Raw genomic sequence first — 19808 nt, 5'->3', positions numbered from 1 at the left:
TCCTGGTGATCGCGGTCTGTGGACTACTCGGACGGGAGGCGGGAGCTGGGGGGCTCAGGGCCGACGCCAGCGGTCCCGGAGGGAGGTACGGCTGTCGGCCGCCTCCTGCACGGCGGCGAGCTGCGCCTGGGTGTCGGCCAGCCGGGCCCGCAGATCGGTGAGGGCGACCCAGGCCTCGTGCTCACTCCGCGCGATGCGCTCGGTGGCCTGCCGCTCGGCCTCCTCGGCACTCGTGCGGGCCGCCTCGACGAACCGGTCCCGCTGTGCGAGCGCGGCCTCGCTCTCCCGCAGCCGCCGCTCCAGCTCGGCCACCCGCGCCTGGGCGCCCCGGCGGTACTCCTCCCGCGCCGATGCGGCCGCGCGCTCCCGCTCGGCCGCGGCCGCCTCGGCCTGCCGCAGCTCGGTCTCCCGCTCGGCGCCGGCCGCCCGGGCGTCCGCCAGCCGCGACTGGAGGTCGCTGATCCGGTTCTCGGCACCCTCGCGGTACGCACGCAGCCGCTCCCGGTGCTGCTCCTTCAGTTCCGCGAGCCGCTCCTCGGCCTGCCGCTGGAGATGCCTCTCGCGCCGCTCCCGCACCTGGTCCGCACGGTGCAGCAGCTCCTCCTCCCACGCGTCGAGCTGCCGCTCGCCCTCTGCCCGGACCGCCGCGAGACGTTCGTCGGCGCTGCAGCGTTCCTCCCTCAGCCGACGGTCGTACTCACGGACGAGCAGAGCCAGCCCGACCTCACGCCGGGTCCGTGCCCCGGCGACCAGCCCGTCGACGTCGTCCGTCAACGGCGCCGTGCTGGCCGGTGGTTCGACCGCCGGGGGTACGGCCGCCGACGGCGACTCCTCCATCGCGGACACGACCGCCGGCTCGGCCGCCACCGGTTCCGCGGCCGCCGGTACCACGCTCGACGGCTCGACGACCGGCGGCTCGACTGCCGCCACCGGCGGCTCCACCCGCGGCGGTTCGACCCGCGCGCGCTCCGCCGCCGGCGCTGCCGCGTGCCTCGCGGTGAACTCGCGGAGCGCCTCGCGCACGGCTCGGCGCGGCGCGACGCCCGTCAGGGGCGCTGCACGAAGGTGTGCCCGCGGCGTCGCGCCGGCCAGCGTCTTCGCGGGGTGCTCGAAGAAGTGCTCGGGCCGCAGCCCCAGCTCCCGCACGCCGTCGAAGACCTCCCTGAGCGCTTCGAGCGCCCGCACCACGGGGCGGTCGAGCGTCCCCCGCTCACGCGCGGCCCGTACCACCGCGTCCCCCGCGGACGAGCCCAGCAGGTCCGTCAGCTGCCGCTGCCCCAACGCCAGCACCGCGTACTCCGCGAGCCAGGGCACCCCTCCGCCCATGGGCGCTTGCGCCAGCGTCAGGGCCCTGCCCCACTCGGCGGCGATCTCCGGCGCGTTGGCCACCTCCGGTCCCTCCGCCACCTCCGGCTGCTCCGCTCGCCCCGGCTGCGCCGTCTCCTCCGGGCGGGCCGGCACCGCGGCCAGGAACTCGCGCAGCGCGTCCCGCACCGCGAGCCGCGACTCGCCGTTCACCAGCGGCCTGGTCGCGAGGTAGGCGCCGGGCGTCGTCCCGCGAAGCGCTTCGGTGGGCCGCCCGAAGAAGTCCTCGGGCCGCAGCCCCGCGTCCGCGACGTGGTCGAAGACGCGTCGGAGCACTTCGAGCGCGGTCAGCACCGGCCGGTCGGCCGGTTGCCGGTCCCGGGCGACCCGTACGGCCGCCTCGGCCGCCGTCTGCCCGAGGTACGCCACGAGGTTCTCCTGCCCCACGGCGGCGAGCGCGTACTCGGCGAGCCAACTCTGCCCGCCCGGCGCCTTCGCCAGCCGAAGGGCACGCGTCCAGTCGGCGGCGACCACGCCCGGCTTCCCGGCGCGCACGCCCTCGCCACCGTCAGGGGCCGCCCGTACGGGCTCCGCCGGGACCTCCGCGCCGCTGGAAACCTCCGGAGCGGGCTCCACGGGTGTCTCGACGCCGCCCGGAAGCGCCGTGACGGCCTCCTCCGAACCAGCCCGACCGCCACCCTCGACCGCCCTCACGGCCTCCGCCGAACCGACTCCACCGCCGCCCGGAACCACCGTGACGGGCTCCGCCGGTACCGGCTCCACCCGCACGGACTCCGACTCCGCCACGGTCCCCGCCATGCTCTCCGGCCGGGTCGCACTCTCCGTCCGCGTCACGCGCTCCGCCCCGGCCAGTCGTGCCGCCCGGGCCCGGCGGAGGGCCTGCCGGGCGCGGGCGGTCCGCGCCGCCTGCGTCGCCCGGGCGTACCGCGCCGACTTCGCGGCCACCGCCGCCTTCTCCGCCGCACGCTCGGCCCTCTCGCACGCCGCGTCGAGGCCGACCAGGCCCACCTCGCGCAGCCGCTCCCGCAGCGCGGGCCGCACCTTCGCCTCGATCTGCCGGATGCGCTCCCGTGTGACGCCGAACTCGCCTCCGAGCTCGTCCAGCGTCGACGGCTCCTGCCCGTCGAGCCCGAGGCGCCGCACGAGAATCCTCGCCTCGCGCTCCGTGAAGGTGTCCACCACGTCCAGCACGTCCCGTACGAAGAGCTCCCCCACCACCTGCTTCTCCACCGGCGGCAGCGCATGCGTGCGCGCCACGAAGTCCGCGAGGGTCGCGCCGTCGCCGATGACACGGTCCAGCGAGTCCGTGCGGCGGCTCAGCCGCCGGGCGTGCTCCACCTTCTCCAGCGTCATGTCGCAGGCCACCGCCACGTCGGCCGCGGTCGTGGGACGCCCCCGCGCGGCCAGGTTCCGTTCGGCCGCCGCCACTTTGCGCACCTGCTCGTGCATGTGGACGGGGATGCGGATCAGGGCACCTTCATCGGCGACGGCCCGGCTCATCGACTGCCGGATCCACCAGGTCGCGTACGTCGAGAACTTGTTGCCCATTCTCGGGTCGAACTTCCGCGCCGCCCGCATCAGCCCGAGCACACCGTGCTGGACCAGGTCTTCGTACTCCAGCCCCTGTTCCAGGTGCGACCGCACCAGGGAGTGCACGAGCCGCAGGTTGTGGACGACCAGGCAGTCCCTGGCACGGATACGGAGGTCGCCTCCCGGCAGCGCCTTCAGCTCCTCCTCCGAGGCCTCCTCCGCGATCCGCTCCGGCCCACCCCGCAGCAGTACGGCCAGCCCGACCTCGGCCTCCGCGCTCAGCAGCCGCTTCTCCGGTCCCCGCCGGAGGCGGTCCGTCTCCAGAACGGCCCGCGCCGCCGCCATCGCCCCGTCGAGACCGTCCGGCCCCTCCGCCACGTCCGCGACATCCGGGACGTCCGGAGCGGCGTCGTCGGCAACCGGCACATCCGCCGCGGCGTCACCGCTCCCCGGCACGACGCCGACCGGTCCCCCCGGACCACCCGCGGGCTCCGCCCGCCCCACCCGGACCCGTACCGCCGCACGCAGCTCCGCCGCCTCCGCCGCGTCGAGCCCCGCGAGCCGTACGACCCCCTCCAGCGCGCCGGAAGCGACCCGTCCCTCCGCGTCCGCGTAACGCGCCAGCAGCGCCCGCGCCGTCATGACACGCGCGGAGAACACATTTTCTTCACTCTTTCCGCCGACACGTGCAACCTTTTCCGCACCTCGCGAGTCGCCGTCTGTGTGCACGTGCAACCTCCGCACGGGCAGCCCCAGCCGGGCCAGCTCGTCGCGTACCCGCTCCCGCTCGTCGTCGCCGAGCGCGAGCTCCCGTACGGCCGCGAGGAAGGCCCCTTCCGGCACGACGCCGTCCACCGCCGCGCGCCTCAGCCGCTTCAGCAGCACACCCAGCGCCGCCCGTACGTCGGACGACTCCTCCCCGTTCACAGGTCGCAGCACCGTCCCGGTCACCCCCCAGCTTGTTTCAATCAGGACCGTAATTCCGCGCGTTGATGATGTCAACAGATAGAGCGCTACCGCTCCTCATCCATCTCGTGTACGGTGACGAACACTCAGCGCGCACAGGGGAACACGGACCACAGTGACAAGGGGAGCGGCAGTGAGCCAGGGGCTGGTCGACGGCAGATTCCGCGTCGGGCGCGTCATCGGCAGGGGCAACATGGGGGAGGTCCACCAGGCGGAGGACCTGCACGCCCCCGAGGGCACCCCGGAACGCACCGTCGCCCTCAAGACGGTCCTGCGCGGCCGCACCGGCAACCGGATCGACACCGGCGGCGACACCAAGGCGATGCAGCGCTTCGCACGCGAGGTGCGGATCATGCGCCGCCTCCGCCACCCCAACCTCACCCGCCTCATCGCGGGCGGCACCGTCGCCGCCGAGGACGAGGACGCCACCCCCCTCCCCTACCTCGCCATGGAGTTCCTGGACGGCGAGACCCTCCGCGATCTGATCGCGGAGGAACCGCAGCTCCCCGTCGCCTGGGCCGCCGCCATCGGCGCGCAGATCGCCGCCGGGCTGGCCGCCGCCCACACCGCGGGCGTCGTCCACCGCGACCTCAAGCCCGCCAACGTCGTCCTCACCCAGGGCGGCACCGTCAAGGTGCTGGACTTCGGCATGGGCAGCGTCGTCGAGGACCCCGACCAGACCCGGTTGACCAGTACCGGCGTCAGCGTCGGCACCGCCCGGTACATGGCGCCGGAGCAGTGCCAGGCCAAGCAGGTCACACAGGCCGCCGACCTCTACGCGTTGGGCTGTGTGCTGTACGAGATGCTGGTCGGCGTCCCGCCGTTCACCAGCGAGTCGGCGTACGAGCTGGCCGACCGGCACGTCAACCAGCCGCCCGCCCCCGTCCGGGCGATCCGCGCCGAGGTCCCCGCCGAGCTGGCCCGGCTGGTGGAACGGCTGCTGGCCAAGGATCCCGCGGACCGTCCCGCCGACGCCGTCACCGTACGGGACGCGCTCCTGCCCCTCGCCACGGCGGACGACGGACACCCCCTCCTCCCCCACTGGGGCGCCCTGGACCCCACGGCCCCTCTCCGCGAGCCGGCTCCCGCGCCCGCACCCGGACCCGGGAGAAGCCCCGAAGACGCCGCCACCCCGACCACCACGGCCACACCCCCGACGCCCTCCTCCGTCATGGACGTCTTCGGCGTCCACCGCGCCCTCATCAAGGACTACCGCTCCTTCACCGAGGGCGGCACCGTCATCCGTGACGACCGCGTCGCCGACTTCGTCGAGCGGGACCTGGACGGCAAGTCCCAGTGGCCCGACCCCTGGCTCTCCCTCAACCCCTTCTTCCAGGGCGGCGGCACGGTCGTCGAACTCGCCCAGGAGAAGGTGCTGCACCCCGAGTGCGCCCGCATCTTCCAGGCCCGCAAGACCGAGGGCGGCACCGTCTGCGACGGCCGGCCGCTCACCCTCCACCGCCACCAGCGCGACGCGATCGACGCCGCCGCCGCGGGGGCGTCCTACGTCCTGACGACGGGCACCGGCTCCGGCAAGTCGCTGTCCTACATCGTGCCGATCGTCGACAAGGTGCTGCGCGAGCGCGACCAGGAGGGTTCCGGGGCCACCAAGCGCGTCCGGGCGATCATCGTCTACCCGATGAACGCGCTCGCCAACAGCCAGCTCCGCGAGCTGGAGAAGTACCTGCGCGACGGGTACGGCGCCGGCCAGGAGCCCGTCACCTTCGCCCGGTACACCGGTCAGGAGGACGACGCCCGGCGCAAGGAGATCCGGGACAACCCGCCGGACATCCTGCTCACCAACTACGTGATGCTGGAGCTGATGCTCACCCGTCCCGCCGACCGGGCGAGCCTGATCACCATGGCGCGGGGCCTGGAGTTCCTCGTCTTCGACGAACTGCACACCTACCGCGGCCGCCAGGGCGCCGACGTGGCCCTGCTCATCCGCCGGGTCCGCGAGGCCTGCCAGGCTTCCGCCCTCCAGTGCGTCGGCACCTCCGCCACCATGTCGACGGAGGGCACGGCGGCCGACCAGCGCCAGGTGGTCGCCGATGTGGCGAGCACCCTGTTCGGCACCCGGGTGCGGCCGGAGCACGTCATCGGCGAGACCCTGGTCCGCGCCACCGGCGAGGCCCCGGACACCGTCCCGGCCGAGCGGCTGCGCACCCCCGCCGCCCCGCGCCGCTACGACGACCTGGTGCGCGACCCGCTGGCCCGCTGGATCGAGGGCCGCTTCGGCCTCGTCGAGGACGACGAGTCGGGCCGCCTGGTGCGGCAGCGGCCGGCGAAGATCGAGGCGGCGTCGCAGGAGCTGAGCGAGGCGTCCGGCGTGCCCGCCGAGGACTGCGCCGCCGCCATCCGCGCCGCTCTGGAGGCCGGTTCGCAGGCCCGCCACCCGGTCACCGAGCGGCCCCTGTTCGCGTTCCGGCTGCACCAGTTCCTCTCCAAGGGGGACACGGTCTACGTCACCCTGGAGGACAAGTCCTCCCGCCATCTCACCCGCTCCTACCAGCTCGAACAGCCCGGCAGCGGGGGCAAGTCGCTGATGCCGCTGGCGTTCTGCCGGGAGTGCGGGCAGGAGTACCTGACGGTGTGGCGCACCGAGAAGGACGGCGAGGTCCGCTACGAGGCCCGCCGGGACACCTCCGCGACGGGCGGCCGGCAGGGCGACGGCTATCTGTACGTCGACCACGAGCGCGAGTGGCCGTCGAACACGCAGTACGCCGTGGACGACCGCCGGCTGCCGGAGTCCTGGCTGGAGGTGGACGACCGCGGCCAGGAGGTCGTCAAGCGCGCCTACCGCGATCGTGTCCCGCGCGCGGTCACCGTCGACCCCCACGGCCGGGAGGGCCAGGGCGAGCTCAAGGCCGCCTTCGTCCCCTCCCCCTTCCTGTTCTGCCTCCACTGCGGTGTCGCCTACGAGCAGACCCGCGGCCGTGACTTCGCCAAGCTGGCCACCCTCGACCAGGAGGGCCGTTCCTCCGCCACCTCCCTCGTCTCGGCGTCCATCGTCCGCTCGCTGAAGTCGGTCCCGGAGGATGCCCTGGACAAGGAGGCGCGCAAGCTCCTCACCTTCGTCGACAACCGTCAGGACGCCTCCCTTCAGGCCGGCCACTTCAACGATTTCGTTCAGATCACCCAGTTGCGCGGCGCCCTGTACCGCGCGGCCCTGGACGCCGGCGCGGACGGTCTGCACCACGAGGAGCTGGCCTCGGCGGTGACGAACGCCCTCGCGCTCGCCCCCGCCGACTACACCGGCGACACCGACCTCTCCCCCGGCCTGGCCCGCAACGCCGCCCGGACGCTGCGTGACGTGGTCGCCTTCCGGCTCTATCTGGACCTGGAGCGCGGCTGGCGCATCACCATGCCGAACCTGGAGCAGACGGGCCTGCTGGAGATCGACTACGAGGACCTGCACTGGGTGGCCGGCAAGCAGGATCGCTGGGCGGACACGCACCCGGCGCTCCGGGACGCCGACCCCGCCCTGCGCGCGGAGATCGTCAAGACGCTGCTGAACGAGATGCGCCGCTCCCTCGCCATCGACGTGTCGTACTTCCGCGACGACACCTTCGAGTCGCTGCAACGCGCCACCGAGGAACGCCTGGTGGACCCCTGGATCCTCTCCGCCGGTGACAAGCCGCGGGTCGGCACGGCGTACCCGCACCCCTCCCGCCCGGGCGCCGACCGCTCCAGTCTGTTCCTCTCCGCGCGCGGCAAGTACGGCAAGTACCTGAAGCGGGCGGACGGTTCGTTCGCGGGCCTGGACCAGGACGACCTCCAGCTGATCATCGCCCAGCTGCTCACGGTCCTCACCGGAGCGGGCCTGGTGAAGGAGGTCGAGACCGCCCCGCGGCGCCCCGGCCGCTACCGCAGGCCCTCCGGTCCGACGACGACCGGCTACCGGGTCGCGGCGCAGTCGCTCGTCTGGCGGGCCGGCCGGGGCGAGTCGGGCGCGCACGACCCGCTCACCCGCACCTACCAGAGCGGCGACGGCCCGCGCATCAACTCCTTCTTCCTCAAGCTGTACCGGGAGACCGCCGACGCCCTCTCCGGGCTGTTCGCCCGCGAGCACACCGCGCAGGTGGCGCCGGAGGACCGGGAGAAGCGCGAGGAGGCCTTCCGCAAGGCCGAGTTGAAGCTGCTGTACTGCTCCCCGACGATGGAGCTGGGGGTCGACATCTCCTCGCTCAACGCGGTGATGATGCGCAACGTGCCGCCCACGCCCGCCAACTACGCCCAGCGCTCCGGCCGCGCGGGCCGCAGCGGCCAGCCCGCGCTGGTGACGACGTACTGCGCCACGGGCAACAGCCACGACCAGTACTACTTCCGCCGCTCCGAGCGCATGGTGGCGGGCGCGGTCGCCCCGCCCCGTCTGGACCTCGCCAACGAGGACCTGGTCCTCTCCCACCTCCAGGGCATCTGGATCGCCGAGGCGGGCCTGCGGCTCGGCCGCGCGATCCCCGAGGTCCTGGACGTCTCCCACCCCGACACCGGCGACCGCCCCGACCCGGCGCTGGAGCTCCTGCCGGAAATCGCGGCGGCCGCACACGACGAGGGCGCCCGGCGCCGCACGGTCGACGCCGCCCTGCGCGTCCTCGGCCCGCTGCTGCCCGACTTCGCCGACACCACCTGGTGGCACGACGACTGGATCCAGGACCGGGTGCGCACGGTCCCCGAGCGCTTCGACGACGCCTTCGACCGCTGGCGCGACCTGTTCCGGGCCGCTCTGCTGGACCAGTACACGCAGAACAAGCGGCGCCTGGACTACAGCCTCACCGAGTACGACCGCAACCGCGCCAACGCCCGCCGCCGCGAGGCGGAGACCCAGCTCAACCTGCTGATGAACGAGAGCGTCGACAGCAAGTCGGTCCTCTCGGACTTCAACCCCTACCGTTATCTGGCCTCCGAGGGCTTCCTGCCCGGCTACAGCTTCCCGCGCCTGCCGCTGGCCGCCTACATCCCGACGGTCGGCCGCCGCCGGGGCGACGGCGACTACCTCCAGCGGCCCCGTTTCCTCGCCATCCGCGAGTTCGGCCCCGGCGCGCTCATCTACCACGAGGGCGCCCGCTACCAGGTGACCCGCATCCAGCTCCCGCCGGACTCCTCCGGCGAGCTGACCACGGGCGAGGCCCGCCGCTGCGCCCACTGCGGCTACCACCACGACCCGCAGAACCGCGAGGACCGCTGCGGCTTCTGCGACGAGCCGCTGGGCTCGGCCACCTACGGGCTGCTCCACCTGCACACGGTGTACACCACCCGCCGGGAGCGGATCTCCTCCGACGAGGAGGAGCGGCGCCGGGCCGGGTTCCGGCTCCAGACGTCGTACCGCTTCCACGACCACGGCGCCCGCCGGGGCCGCCTCAACGCGAGCGTCGCCGACGCGGCGGGCGGGCCGCTCGCCGGGATCACGTACGGCGACTCGGCGACGGTCCGCATCACCAACACCGGCCGGGTGCGCGCCAAGCAGGACGAGCCGCCGGGCTACTGGCTCGACCTGGCCGACGGCCGCTGGATGACCGACAGGGACGCCGCCGAGGCCTCCGGCGACGTCAGCGAACTGGACCTGGTGGACGCCGACGGCAACGAGCGGCGCCGCAAGAAGCGGGTCATCCCGTTCGTGGAGGACCGCCGCAACATCCTCGTCGTCACCCTCGACGAGGCGCTGCCCGAGCCGGTCGCGCTGACGCTGATGTACGCGCTGGAGCGGGGCATCGAGGCGGCGTTCGAGCTGGAGGACGCGGAGCTGACCGCCGAGCTGCTGCCGCCGGACGACGGCCCCCGCCGCCGCATCCTGTTCATGGAGGCGGCCGAGGGCGGCGCGGGCGTGCTGCGCCGCCTCCAGGCCGAGGACGACGCGCTGGCCCGGGCGGCCCGCCGCGCCCTGGAGATCTGCCACTTCGCGGCCGACGGCACGGACGAGGGCGACGAGGCCCACCGCCCCGGCCGGGCCTGCGCGCGCGGTTGCTACGAGTGCCTGCTGACATACGGCAACCAGCTCGATCACGCCCGCATCGACCGCCACACGGTGGCGGCGCTCCTGGTGCGCCTCGCGTCGGCGACGGCGACGCGGGAGGCGCGCGGGGAGTCCCGCTCGGAGCAGTACCGCCGCCTGGTCGCGGACACCGCCGGGCCGACGGCGGTGCCGACGCCGGTGGAGGCCGCGGCGGCGGCCGAGCTGGCGGCGGAGGGCGATTTCCTGGGCTGGCTGAAGGCCCGGGGCCTGCATCTGCCGACGGAGACCGCCACCCTGCTCACCGAGGCCAACGCGATGCCCGACTACGTCTACCGGGAGCCCGGCACGCGCCTGGCCGTCTTCGTGGACCTGCCGGACACCGAGCAGAGCGCCCTGCGCGACGAGGACGCCGAGGAGCGCCTCCTCGACGCCGGCTGGGAGGCCGTACGCTTCCGCCCCGGCGACGACTGGGACGCGCTCGCCGCGTCCTACACCGACTGCTTCGGCACCCCCGCCGCCGACTGACCGCCCGCACCCGGCCCTTCGAGGAAACAGACGACTGACATGGCACTCACGTACTCCGCCGGCTCGCTGGTGACCGCACGCGGCCGGGACTGGGTCGTGCTCCCCGAGAGCGAGCCCGACCTGCTCGTACTGCGCCCGCTGGGCGGCTCGGACGACGACATCGCGGCGGTGTTCCCGGCCTTCGAGACGGTCAAGGGCGCCGAGTTCGCGCCCCCGGCCCCCGGCGACCTCGGCGACCAGCGTGCCGCCGGCCTGCTGCGCACCGCGCTCCGCGTCGGCTTCCGCTCGGGCGCGGGCCCGTTCCGCTCGCTGGCCGGAATCGCGGTCGAGCCGCGCGCCTACCAGCTCGTCCCGCTGCTGATGGCGCTGCGGCAGCGGACCGTGCGCATGCTGATCTCCGACGACGTCGGCATCGGCAAGACGATCGAGGCGGGCCTGATCGCGAGCGAGTTGCTGGCACAGGGCGAGGCGACGGGCCTGGCGGTGCTGTGCTCGCCCGCGCTGGCCGAGCAGTGGCAGCAGGAACTGCGCACCAAGTTCGGCATCGACGCCGAACTGGTGCTGTCCTCGACGGTCTCCCGCCTGGAGCGCGGCCTGGACCTCGGCCAGTCCCTCTTCGACCGCTACCCGCACGTCATCGTCTCCACGGACTTCATCAAGTCCACCCGCCACCGCGACGACTTCGTGCGCCACTGCCCCGATCTGGTGATCGTCGACGAGGCGCACACCTGTGTCACCGCCGACGACACGAAGGTGAGCACGCAGAACCAGCTCCGCCACGAGCTGCTGCGCCGCGTCGCCGAGGACGCCGAGCGTCACCTGCTGCTGGTGACGGCGACCCCGCACAGCGGCAAGGAGTCCGCGTTCCGCAATCTGCTGGCCCTGGTCAGACCCGAACTGGCGCGCGTGGACCTGGATTCGGAGTCCGGCCGGAAGCTGCTCGCCCAGCACTTCGTGGCGCGCAAGCGGGCGGACGTACGGCAGTACCTCACCAAGGAGGACGGCCTCGCGGACGACTCGCTCGCCGAGCGCACGGCGTTCCCCTCGGACCGCTACTTCAAGGACGAGACGTACAAGCTCTCCCCCGCCTACCGGGCCCTCCTCGACGACGCGATCGCCTACGCGAGCGAGCGCGTGGAGGAGGCGGACGGCCGGGGCCGGCGCGAGGCCCGTATCGCCTGGTGGTCGGCGATCGCGCTGCTGCGCTCGCTGGTGTCCTCCCCGAGGGCGGCCGCGCAGACCCTGCGCACCCGCTCCGCCGCCGCGGTGGCCGCCTCCGCCGAGGAGGCGGACCGGCTCGGCGCCCCGCTCACCAGCGACTCCGCGGACAGCGACGCGCTGGAGGGCATGGACGTGGCCCCCGGCGCGGAGACGGAGGAGAACGCGGGCTCGCGCCTGGCCGAACTCGCCGCACGGGCCAAGGAGTTGGAGGGCCCCGCGCAGGACCTGAAGCTGAAGGCGCTCATCAGGCATCTCAAGGCGCTCCTGGCCGACGGCCACAACCCGATCGTCTTCTGCCGTTACATCCCGACCGCCGAGTACCTGGCGGACCAGCTCGGCAACGACCCCGAGGCGAAGAAGCGCGGCCCGCTCGGCGCGCGGACGGTCGTCAGGGCGGTCACCGGCACGCTCTCCCCGCAGCAGCGCATCGAACGCATCGAGGAGCTGGCGGCGGAGGCCGGCGGGGACGCCGCCGCGCGCCGGGTCCTGATCGCCACCGACTGCCTCTCCGAGGGCGTCAACCTCCAGCACCACTTCGACGCCGTCCTCCACTACGACCTGGCCTGGAACCCCACCCGTCACGACCAGCGCGAGGGCCGCGTCGACCGCTACGGGCAGAAGCGCGACGAGGTCCGCGTCATCACGCTGTACGGCGAGGACAACGGCATCGACGGCAAGGTGCTCGAGGTGCTGATCAAGAAGCACCGCCAGATCAAGAAGGACCTCGGCATCTCCGTCTCCGTCCCCGACGAGATGTCGACGGGCGTCACGGACGCGATCGTGGAGTGGCTGCTGCTGCGCGGCCGCCAGGGCGAGCAGGAGGCCCTGTTCGAGTCGGACGCGTTCCAGCAGAGCTTCGCCGACCTGGAGCAGGACTGGAACTCGGCCGCAGACCGCGAGAAGGCGTCCCGCTCGCGGTTCGCACAGCGCTCGATCCACCCAGAGGAGGTGGCCCGCGAGGTCGCCGCCGTACGGGAGGCGCTGGGCGGCGCGGGCGAGCTCGACACGTTCGTACGGGAGTCGCTGAACGCGCTGGGCGCGGTGCTGCGCGAGTCCGGCGGACCGGGCGGTTCCGGCGTGTCCGAGGTGTCCAGTGGGTCCGCCTCCTCCGGCGCGGACTTCACCGCGCAGGTCGGCGGCACCCCGGCCGGCCTGCGGGACGCGCTCGCCCCGGTGCTCGGCCCGGAGACGGTGGAGCAGGACCGTCCGATCCCGTTCCGCACGGACCCGGCGGTGGCGCGCGGCGAGGCCGCCCTCGTCCGCACGGACCCGGTGGTGGGCGCGCTCGCCTCCCACGTGCTGAACGCCGCCCTGGACCCCGAGGCGGACGGCGCCCGCCCGGCCCGCCGCTGCGGCGTCGTCACGACGGACGCGGTGAGCACGCGCACCACGCTGCTCCTGGTCCGCTACCGCTTCCACCTCACCCTGCCCTCCCGCAACGGCGAGAAGCAGGTGGTGGCCGAGGACGCCCGCCTGCTCGCCTTCGAGGGAGCCCCCGGCAAGGCGGTCTGGCTCCCGCCGGAGCGCGCGACGGCGTTGCTGGACGCGCAGGCGACGGAGAACACGGCCCCCGCCTCCGGCGAGCGCACCATGACCCGCATCCTCGGCCAACTGGACGACGTACGCCCGTACCTGGAGTCGTACGGCGACGGCCTGGCCACCGAGCTGGACGCCTCGCACCGCAGGGTGCGGGCGGCCTCCGGCGAGATCGTCCGCGGCCTGTCCGTGACGGCCCAGAAGCCGGCCGACGTCCTGGGCGCCTACGTCTACCTGCCCGCCGCTCCCTCCGCTCCCACTGCTTCCGCTGCTCCCTCTGCTTCCGCTGGAGTGACCGCCTGATGTCCGCCACCACCCGCAACCAGGTGTTCACCGCCGTCCACACCGTCGGCGGCCTGCTCCCGGCGGACATGCTGGTCCGCGTCTCCGAGGGCAAGGACGTCCCCGGCTCGGGCCCTGCCGACTACGGCCTGCCGTCCTCGCGTTCGGTACGGGACGAGGCGGAGCGCAGCTGGGAGTACCTGAAGCCGCTCTGGCGCGACCTGCGCAAGCACCTGCCCGGGGCGGCGGAGACGGGCGCCCCGTCCACTGACCCCACCGGTCGCGCCGGCACGGACTGGCTCGCCCCGCTCTGGCGCGAGCTGGGCTTCGGCCGGCTCACCCCGGTCGGCCCGGCGGGCATCACGGCGGACTCCGACCCGGAGAAGAAGTTCCCCGTCTCCCACCACTGGCAGCACGCCCTCGTCCACCAGACCGCGTGGAACGCGGAGCTGGACAAGCGCCCGGCCGGCCCGGGCAGCGTCCCGCCCCAGTCGATGCTCCAGGAGTGCCTGAACCGCACGGAGGCCCACCTGTGGGCCGTCCTCACCAACGGCCGCCAGGTCCGCCTCCTCCGCGACTCCAGCGCCCTCGCGACGGCGTCCTACGTCGAGTTCGACCTCGAGTCGATCTTCGACGGCGAACTCTTCAGCGAGTTCGTGCTGCTGTACCGACTGCTGCACGTGTCCCGGTTCGAGGTGGCGGAGGGGGCGCCGCCGTCGGCGTGCTGGCTGGAGAGCTGGCGGACCGTCGCCATCGAGTCCGGCACCCGCGCGCTGGAGCACTACCGCGACGGCGTCCAGGCCGCCCTGACCGCGCTCGGCACGGGCTTCCTGCGCCACCCCGACAACGCGGCACTGCGCGAGAACCTGGACCCGGCCGCGTTCCAGTCCGCCCTGCTCCGCCTCGTCTACCGGCTGATCTTCCTCTTCGTCGCCGAGGACCGCGAGGCCCTGCCCGACCCGCGGGCCGACGAGCGGGCCCGCGAGCGCTACACCCGCTACTTCTCCACGGTCCGCCTCCGCGAGCGCGCCCTGCGCCGGACCGGCACCGCCCACAGCGACCAGTACGAGGCCCTGCAACTCGTCCTCGCCGCCCTCGGTGACGAGGAGGGCCGCCCCGAGCTCGCCCTGCGCGGCCTCGGCGGCCTGTTCAACACCACGGACGCCGACGGGCCCCTCGCCGGCGTCCGCCTCTCCAACCGGTACTTCCTGGAGGCCGTACGCCACCTCGCCCGCGTACGCGACCACGGCTCCTCGCGCTGGCGCCCGGTCAACTACCGCAACATGGGCGCCGAGGAACTGGGCTCGGTCTACGAGGCGCTGCTGGAGCTGGTCCCCAAGCACAGCGCCTCCGACCGCACCTTCGCCCTCGTCGACCGCCTCGGCAACGACCGCAAGAAGACCGGCAGTTACTACACGCCCACCGCGCTCACCGAGACACTTCTCGACTCGACGCTGAACCCGGTGATCGACGACGCCGTGAAGCGCGGCGAGCAGCGGGCGACGGTGTCCGGCCGCACGGACCCCGCCGACGCCGCCGGTGTCATCGTCGAGGAACTGCTGTCCCTCACCGTCTGCGACCCTGCCTGCGGCTCCGGCCACTTCCTCGTCGCCGCCGCCCGTCGCATCGCCAAGCGGGTCGCCTCAGTGCGCGAGCGCAACCCCGAGCCGACGGCGGAGGCGGTACGGCACGCGCTGCACGAGGTGGTCGAGCGCTGCGTCTACGGCGTCGACCTCAACCCCATGGCCGTGGAGCTGGCCAAGGTCTCCCTGTGGCTGGAGGCCATGGAACCGGGCCGTCCGCTGGGCTTTCTGGATGCCCACATCCGCCACGGCAACGGCCTGATCGGCGCGACGCCCGCGCTGATGCGGGACGGCATCCCCGACAAGGCGTTCAAGAAGGCCGAGGGCGACGACGAGGCCTGGGCGAAGATGCTGCTCGCCCGCAACGAGCAGGAACGGGCGGGGCAGGGCGGCCTGTTCGACGTCGAGTCCGAGACGCGGGTCGCCAACACGGCGTTCGCGTCCGGCCTGCGCCGCATCACGGCGGCCCCGGCCGGCGACCTCGCGGACGTACGCCGCAAGGAGGCCGCGTTCCGCGCGTGGTCGACGTCCGGCGACTACCGGCAGGCGCTGCACCTGGCCGACGCGTGGTGCGCGGCGTTCGTCTGGGTCAAGCGGGAGGACGCACCGCCGGCCGTCACGGACAAGGTGTTCCGCGGCCTGGAGGACCCCGAGGGCGACGCGGCCCCGGAATCCACACACGAGGAGATCACGCGCCTGCGGGACCAGTACGCGTTCTTCCACTGGCACCTGGAGTTCCCGGAGATCTTCACGGTTCCGGAGGACGGCTCGGCGGAGGCCGCGAAGGTCGACCCGGGCACGGGCTGGGCAGGCGGCTTCTCGTGCGTGGTGGGCAACCCGCCGTGGGACAAGGTCGACTTCGAGGACAAGAAGTACTTCAGCGTGGTCGACCCGGACATCGCGGCGATCTCCGGTACGGCTCGGCGTACGCGGATCGCGGAGTGGGAGGTCGAGCATCCGGAGGCGGGGGCGCGGTACCGGGAGGCGCGGCGGACGGTGAAGGGGAACTTCCACTTCCTGGCGAACTCGGGAGTGTTTCCGCTGTGTGCGAAGGGGTTGACGGTCAAGGGAGTGAACTCTCTCCAGACCGACACGTTGTTCGCCGAGCGCATGTCCAGCGTGGTGGGGGTGGAGGGGCGGTTCGGCGTGATCCTGCCGACCTCCATCGCGACGGGAGCGGGCTCACAACACCTCTTCTCCAGCTTCACACGCCAGAGGTCGCTGGTCTCACTCTACGACTTCGAGGTGAGGCGGCCCAGGTCGGCAGCGCTGCCCCAGGGCGGCAAGTGGTTCGACATCGATTCCAAGCAGTCGTTCTGCCTGCTCTCCCTCGCTGGACGTGGCCTGCGGCAGAGTGCTGCTCGGTTCGGCTTCTCCATCGGCGATATCACCGAACTCGACGATCCCGAGCGCGTCTTCGCCCTGAGTCCCGAGGACCTGGCCCTTATCAACCCCAATACGGGCACACTCCCGAAGTTCCGTTCCCAGCGCGACGCAGTCCTCACAGCAGGTATCTACCGGCGCATGCCAGTGCTGTGGAACGAAGGGAACCGGAACGGCAATCCGTGGGGGCTCAGCTTCAAGAACTTGTTCAACATGACCGATGACTCCGACCTCTTCCAGTCGCGGAAGGAACTGGAGGATGCCGGGTGGCGGTTGGACGGGAACCTGTTCCTGCGGGGCAGGGATCGGATGCTGCCCCTGTACGAAGGCAAGATGGCGCACCTGTTCGACCATCGTTGGAACAGCTACACGGGAACGGGCACCGAAGACCGCCGTCGGATCGATCTCACCGAGAAGCAGGACCCGACCGCCTGCGCCGACCCTCGCTACTGGGTCGCGGAACAAGGACCGATCGACACCGTTCGCAGAGGCAAGGAACTGGAGGAACGTGGCATCGCGGACCGCCTCGCCGAAGTGAACTGGGAGCATGACTGGTTGATCGGCTGGCGTGACGTCACGTACTTCACCAACGAGCGAACGGCCATTCCCGCGTTCCTGCCGCGAGCCGCCGTCGGCCACACATACCCTCTGATGCTCCCGCGCGTCTCCCCGCCCCTGGTCGCCGCCCTCATCGCCACCCAGTCCTCCCTGGTCTTCGACTTCGTCAGCCGACAGAAGATCAGCGACGCGCACATGAAGCTGTTCGTGTGGAAGCAACTGCCCGTCCCCACCCCCACCGCCCTCGAACCGCACCTCCCCTTCCTCCTCCCCCGCGTACTGGAACTCGTCTACACCGCCTACGACATGACCCCCCTCGCCCGCGACCTGGGCGACGAGGGCGAGCCGTTCCGTTGGGACGAGGCCCGTAGGGCACAGCTCCGTGCCGAGCTGGACGCCTACTTCTTCCACCTGTACGGCATCTCGGCCGAGGACACCGACTACATCCTGGAGACTTTCCAGTCGGAGTCGGGCGGCCTCAAGAACAACGAGATCGCCAAGTACGGCGAGTACCGCACCAAGCGCCTCGTCCTCACCGAGTACAACCGCATGGCACACGCCGGCCTCACCTTGGAGTCCCCCCTCGTGGGCAGCGAGGCCTACACCTCGCCCCTCACTCCGCCCCCTGGCCGCGGCCCCCGCCACAGCGCCTGACAGAACACACCACCGCCATCCACATCCCAGGGGGGACCATGAGCAACCCGACCCAGCCCGATCCGATGCCCTCGAAGTACGAACTCGAGGTGTGGGACTCCATCCAGCAGTACAAGGGCCGCCCACTGTCACAGGCGATGCAGAACGCCGGCGACCACGTGGCCAACGGCGTCACACGACTCGGCAAGCAGGCTGCGAAGCAGCTGGAAAAGTATCCGCGCGCCGCGTCGGCGGTGTCACGGGGACAGGAGTTCGTAGCCAAGGGCGCCTCCAAGGCCGGCGCGAAGGCACGCAACGCCGCCGAGAACATGCCGGAGTGGGGCGGCACGGCCGTGCAGTCCGTACGGAAGACGGTGGGGAAGATCTCGCGCGCGGGACTCTCTCCCAAACGGGTGGTGGCGCTCCACACCAAGCGAGGCCACGAAGTCGCCTCGCTCTCCGACGTGCGCCAACTCGACCTCGAACTTGTCGAGAAGGTGCGCGGCCGGGCGGCGAACTGGTACTACCCGATCATGGCGGCGCTCTCGGGAGCGGGTTCCGGGCTTGTGATCACCGGAGGTCAGCTCGCGATCACCGCCTCCGCCGGCGCCGCGGCGGCGCCTTCGGCCGGAGCGATCGCGGGCGCGTTCACTGCCGATACCGCAGCCGTACTCGGACTCTCGTCCCGGGCCGTCGGCCAGATCTCACTGTTCTACGGATACGACCCCGAAGACCCGTCCGAGAAGCTCTTCATCATGTCCGTCGTCAACTTGGGAACCGCAAGCTCGGCCACCGCCAAGAATGCCGCCATGGCCGACATCTCGAAGCTCACCCAGGCGCTCTTTCGCGGCAAGACGTGGGACGTCCTCAGCAACTCCTTCGTCACCAAGGTAGCCGAGAAGTTCGCCAAGGCGTTCGGCGTCCGCCTCACCAAGAAGGGGCTCGGCAAGGCCGTCCCCGCCTTCGGCATCGTCGTCGGCTCCACGCTCAACTGGGCGACGTTGGAAGGGATCGTCGACGCGGCCGAGATGGCATACCGACGCCGGTTCCTCCTGGAGAAGTACCCGTACCTCGCCGAGGAAGAGGCGTTCGTGACGTTCACCGACGCGGACGTCTCCGACGACGCCGACGAGAAGATCAGCGTGCTCGACGAGATCGTCGACGAGGGCGGCCCCGACCTCCGCTGACGTGGCTTCCCGGCGGTGCGCGTCCTGGCGCCCACCGCCGGGACGAGGCGGCTCAGTCCCCGGCCGCGAACCGTACGAAGCGCGACCACTCCTCACGCCCGAAGGCGAAGTGAGGACGCGTGACGTCCTTGGAGTCCCGTACATGGATGGTGTGCTGCGTGAGGGCGACCTCCACGCAGTCGTCCCCCTGCGCGCTGCTGTAGCTGGACTTGAACCAACCGAGTTCGGACGTGTTCATAGCGCTCCTCTGATCCGCATCAGCAGGCTCGTGGAGTCCTTGGGTGAGAGTGCCTGCGAACGCAGTCTTGCATAGCGCATATGGATGCGGCTCACCTCTTTCGCACCGGTGATCAAGCGGCCGTTCTCCTGCCCCTCGGAGTACGCTCGCCAGCGGCCGTCCGGCATCTCCAGCAGCCGTACGGGCCCCGAAAGGCAGGCGTGCTGCTCGCTGTTCGCAGACATGACCTGGACGGTGACATTGCGCAGCAGGCTGAGCTCGAGGATGAGGTCGAGCTGGTCCGCAGTAACGTGCGGACCTCCCAAGCGGCGCATGAACACAGCCTCATCGACGATGAAGTCGAACGCCGTGTTGGGGCGTTCGCGCAGCAGCTGCTGACGTTCCATGCGCACCTGCACGGTGGCTTCCAGAGCGTCGTCCGACAGCGGCGGGATCTCGTTGTCGCAGAGTGCCCGCACGTACCCCTCCGACTGCAACAGCCCAGGGATCAGCCGACACTCATACGTACAGAGACTCACCGCCGTACGCTCCAGCCTTGCCCACTGCCGGAACCACGCCGCAAGGCCCACATCCCCCCGGGTCAAAAATTTCGCCGACCGCCGCAGCGCCCCCGTGTTCCCCGTCGCCCCCTCCGCCCGCTCCACGAACGACTCGTCCGGCATCCTCCTCCCCAACTCCACGGACTCCACCGTGTGCCTGGAGAACCGCACCAGCTCACCGAACTCCGCCCGGCTCAGCCCCGCGTGCTCGCGCAACGCCTGCACCACCGCCCCGAACGTCCGCAGACTGTCGGACGGATCCGGCTCCCGCTCACACTCCCCACCCGACACCACCGGCTCCACCGGTTCCACATGATCGGTCGTCATTCGCGGCCCACCTCCAGGTGC

At 72.1% G+C, this 19808-nt stretch carries 7 protein-coding genes; 4 read left to right on the top strand and 3 right to left on the bottom strand.

All coding sequences use genetic code 11. The features are described 5' to 3' along the window. Positions 1-54: 54 nt before the first annotated feature. Complete coding sequence (locus tag OIE12_RS27600; protein ID WP_329139855.1) at positions 55-3795, bottom strand: sigma-70 family RNA polymerase sigma factor; 3741 nt, start codon at positions 3793-3795, stop codon at positions 55-57. Between the two features lie 160 nt (positions 3796-3955). Between OIE12_RS27600 and OIE12_RS27595 the strand changes: the two genes are divergently transcribed. The 4 genes from OIE12_RS27595 to OIE12_RS27580 are packed head-to-tail and all read left to right on the top strand — an operon-like array spanning position 3956 to position 18683. After that, positions 3956-10300: a protein kinase domain-containing protein gene (locus tag OIE12_RS27595; protein WP_329139853.1), complete on the top strand. Its 6345-nt coding sequence runs from the start codon at positions 3956-3958 to the stop codon at positions 10298-10300. Positions 10301-10339: 39 nt separating this feature from the next. Beyond that, on the top strand, positions 10340-13360 hold the full coding sequence (locus OIE12_RS27590; RefSeq protein WP_329139851.1) for a DEAD/DEAH box helicase: 3021 nt from the start codon (positions 10340-10342) through the stop codon (positions 13358-13360). Continuing rightward, positions 13360-17517 (top strand): Eco57I restriction-modification methylase domain-containing protein, encoded by a 4158-nt coding sequence (locus OIE12_RS27585; RefSeq protein WP_329139849.1) that lies wholly within the window; start codon positions 13360-13362, stop codon positions 17515-17517. Before OIE12_RS27590 ends, OIE12_RS27585 begins: the two co-directional genes overlap by 1 nt. 38 nt (positions 17518-17555) lie before the next feature. Then, a complete protein-coding gene (locus tag OIE12_RS27580) occupies positions 17556-18683 on the top strand; it encodes an EcsC family protein (protein ID WP_329139847.1) in 1128 nt (375 codons plus the stop codon). Between the two features lie 52 nt (positions 18684-18735). Here the strand turns inward: OIE12_RS27580 and OIE12_RS27575 are convergent, their stop codons facing one another. Both OIE12_RS27575 and OIE12_RS27570 read right to left on the bottom strand, forming a co-directional pair. Beyond that, positions 18736-18921 (bottom strand): DUF397 domain-containing protein, encoded by a 186-nt coding sequence (locus OIE12_RS27575; RefSeq protein WP_329139845.1) that lies wholly within the window; start codon positions 18919-18921, stop codon positions 18736-18738. Continuing rightward, entirely contained in the window at positions 18918-19787 is an 870-nt protein-coding gene (locus OIE12_RS27570) for a helix-turn-helix domain-containing protein (RefSeq protein ID WP_329139843.1), read from the bottom strand. Before OIE12_RS27570 ends, OIE12_RS27575 begins: the two co-directional genes overlap by 4 nt. Positions 19788-19808 lie beyond the last annotated feature (21 nt).

Source organism: Streptomyces sp. NBC_00670, from assembly GCF_036226765.1.
Taxonomy (GTDB): Bacteria; Actinomycetota; Actinomycetes; order Streptomycetales; family Streptomycetaceae; genus Streptomyces.
This window is presented reverse-complemented; position numbering and strand designations above follow the sequence as displayed.

Excerpts from the sequence above, each read along its gene's own strand:
- OIE12_RS27575 (WP_329139845.1), bottom strand. The coding sequence starts at position 18,921 with ATGAACACGTCCGAACTCGGTTGGTTCAAGTCCAGCTACAGCAGCGCG.
- OIE12_RS27585 (WP_329139849.1), top strand. The coding sequence starts at position 13,360 with ATGTCCGCCACCACCCGCAACCAGGTGTTCACCGCCGTCCACACCGTC.
- OIE12_RS27590 (WP_329139851.1), top strand. The coding sequence starts at position 10,340 with ATGGCACTCACGTACTCCGCCGGCTCGCTGGTGACCGCACGCGGCCGG.
- OIE12_RS27570 (WP_329139843.1), bottom strand. The coding sequence starts at position 19,787 with ATGACGACCGATCATGTGGAACCGGTGGAGCCGGTGGTGTCGGGTGGG.
- OIE12_RS27580 (WP_329139847.1), top strand. The coding sequence starts at position 17,556 with ATGAGCAACCCGACCCAGCCCGATCCGATGCCCTCGAAGTACGAACTC.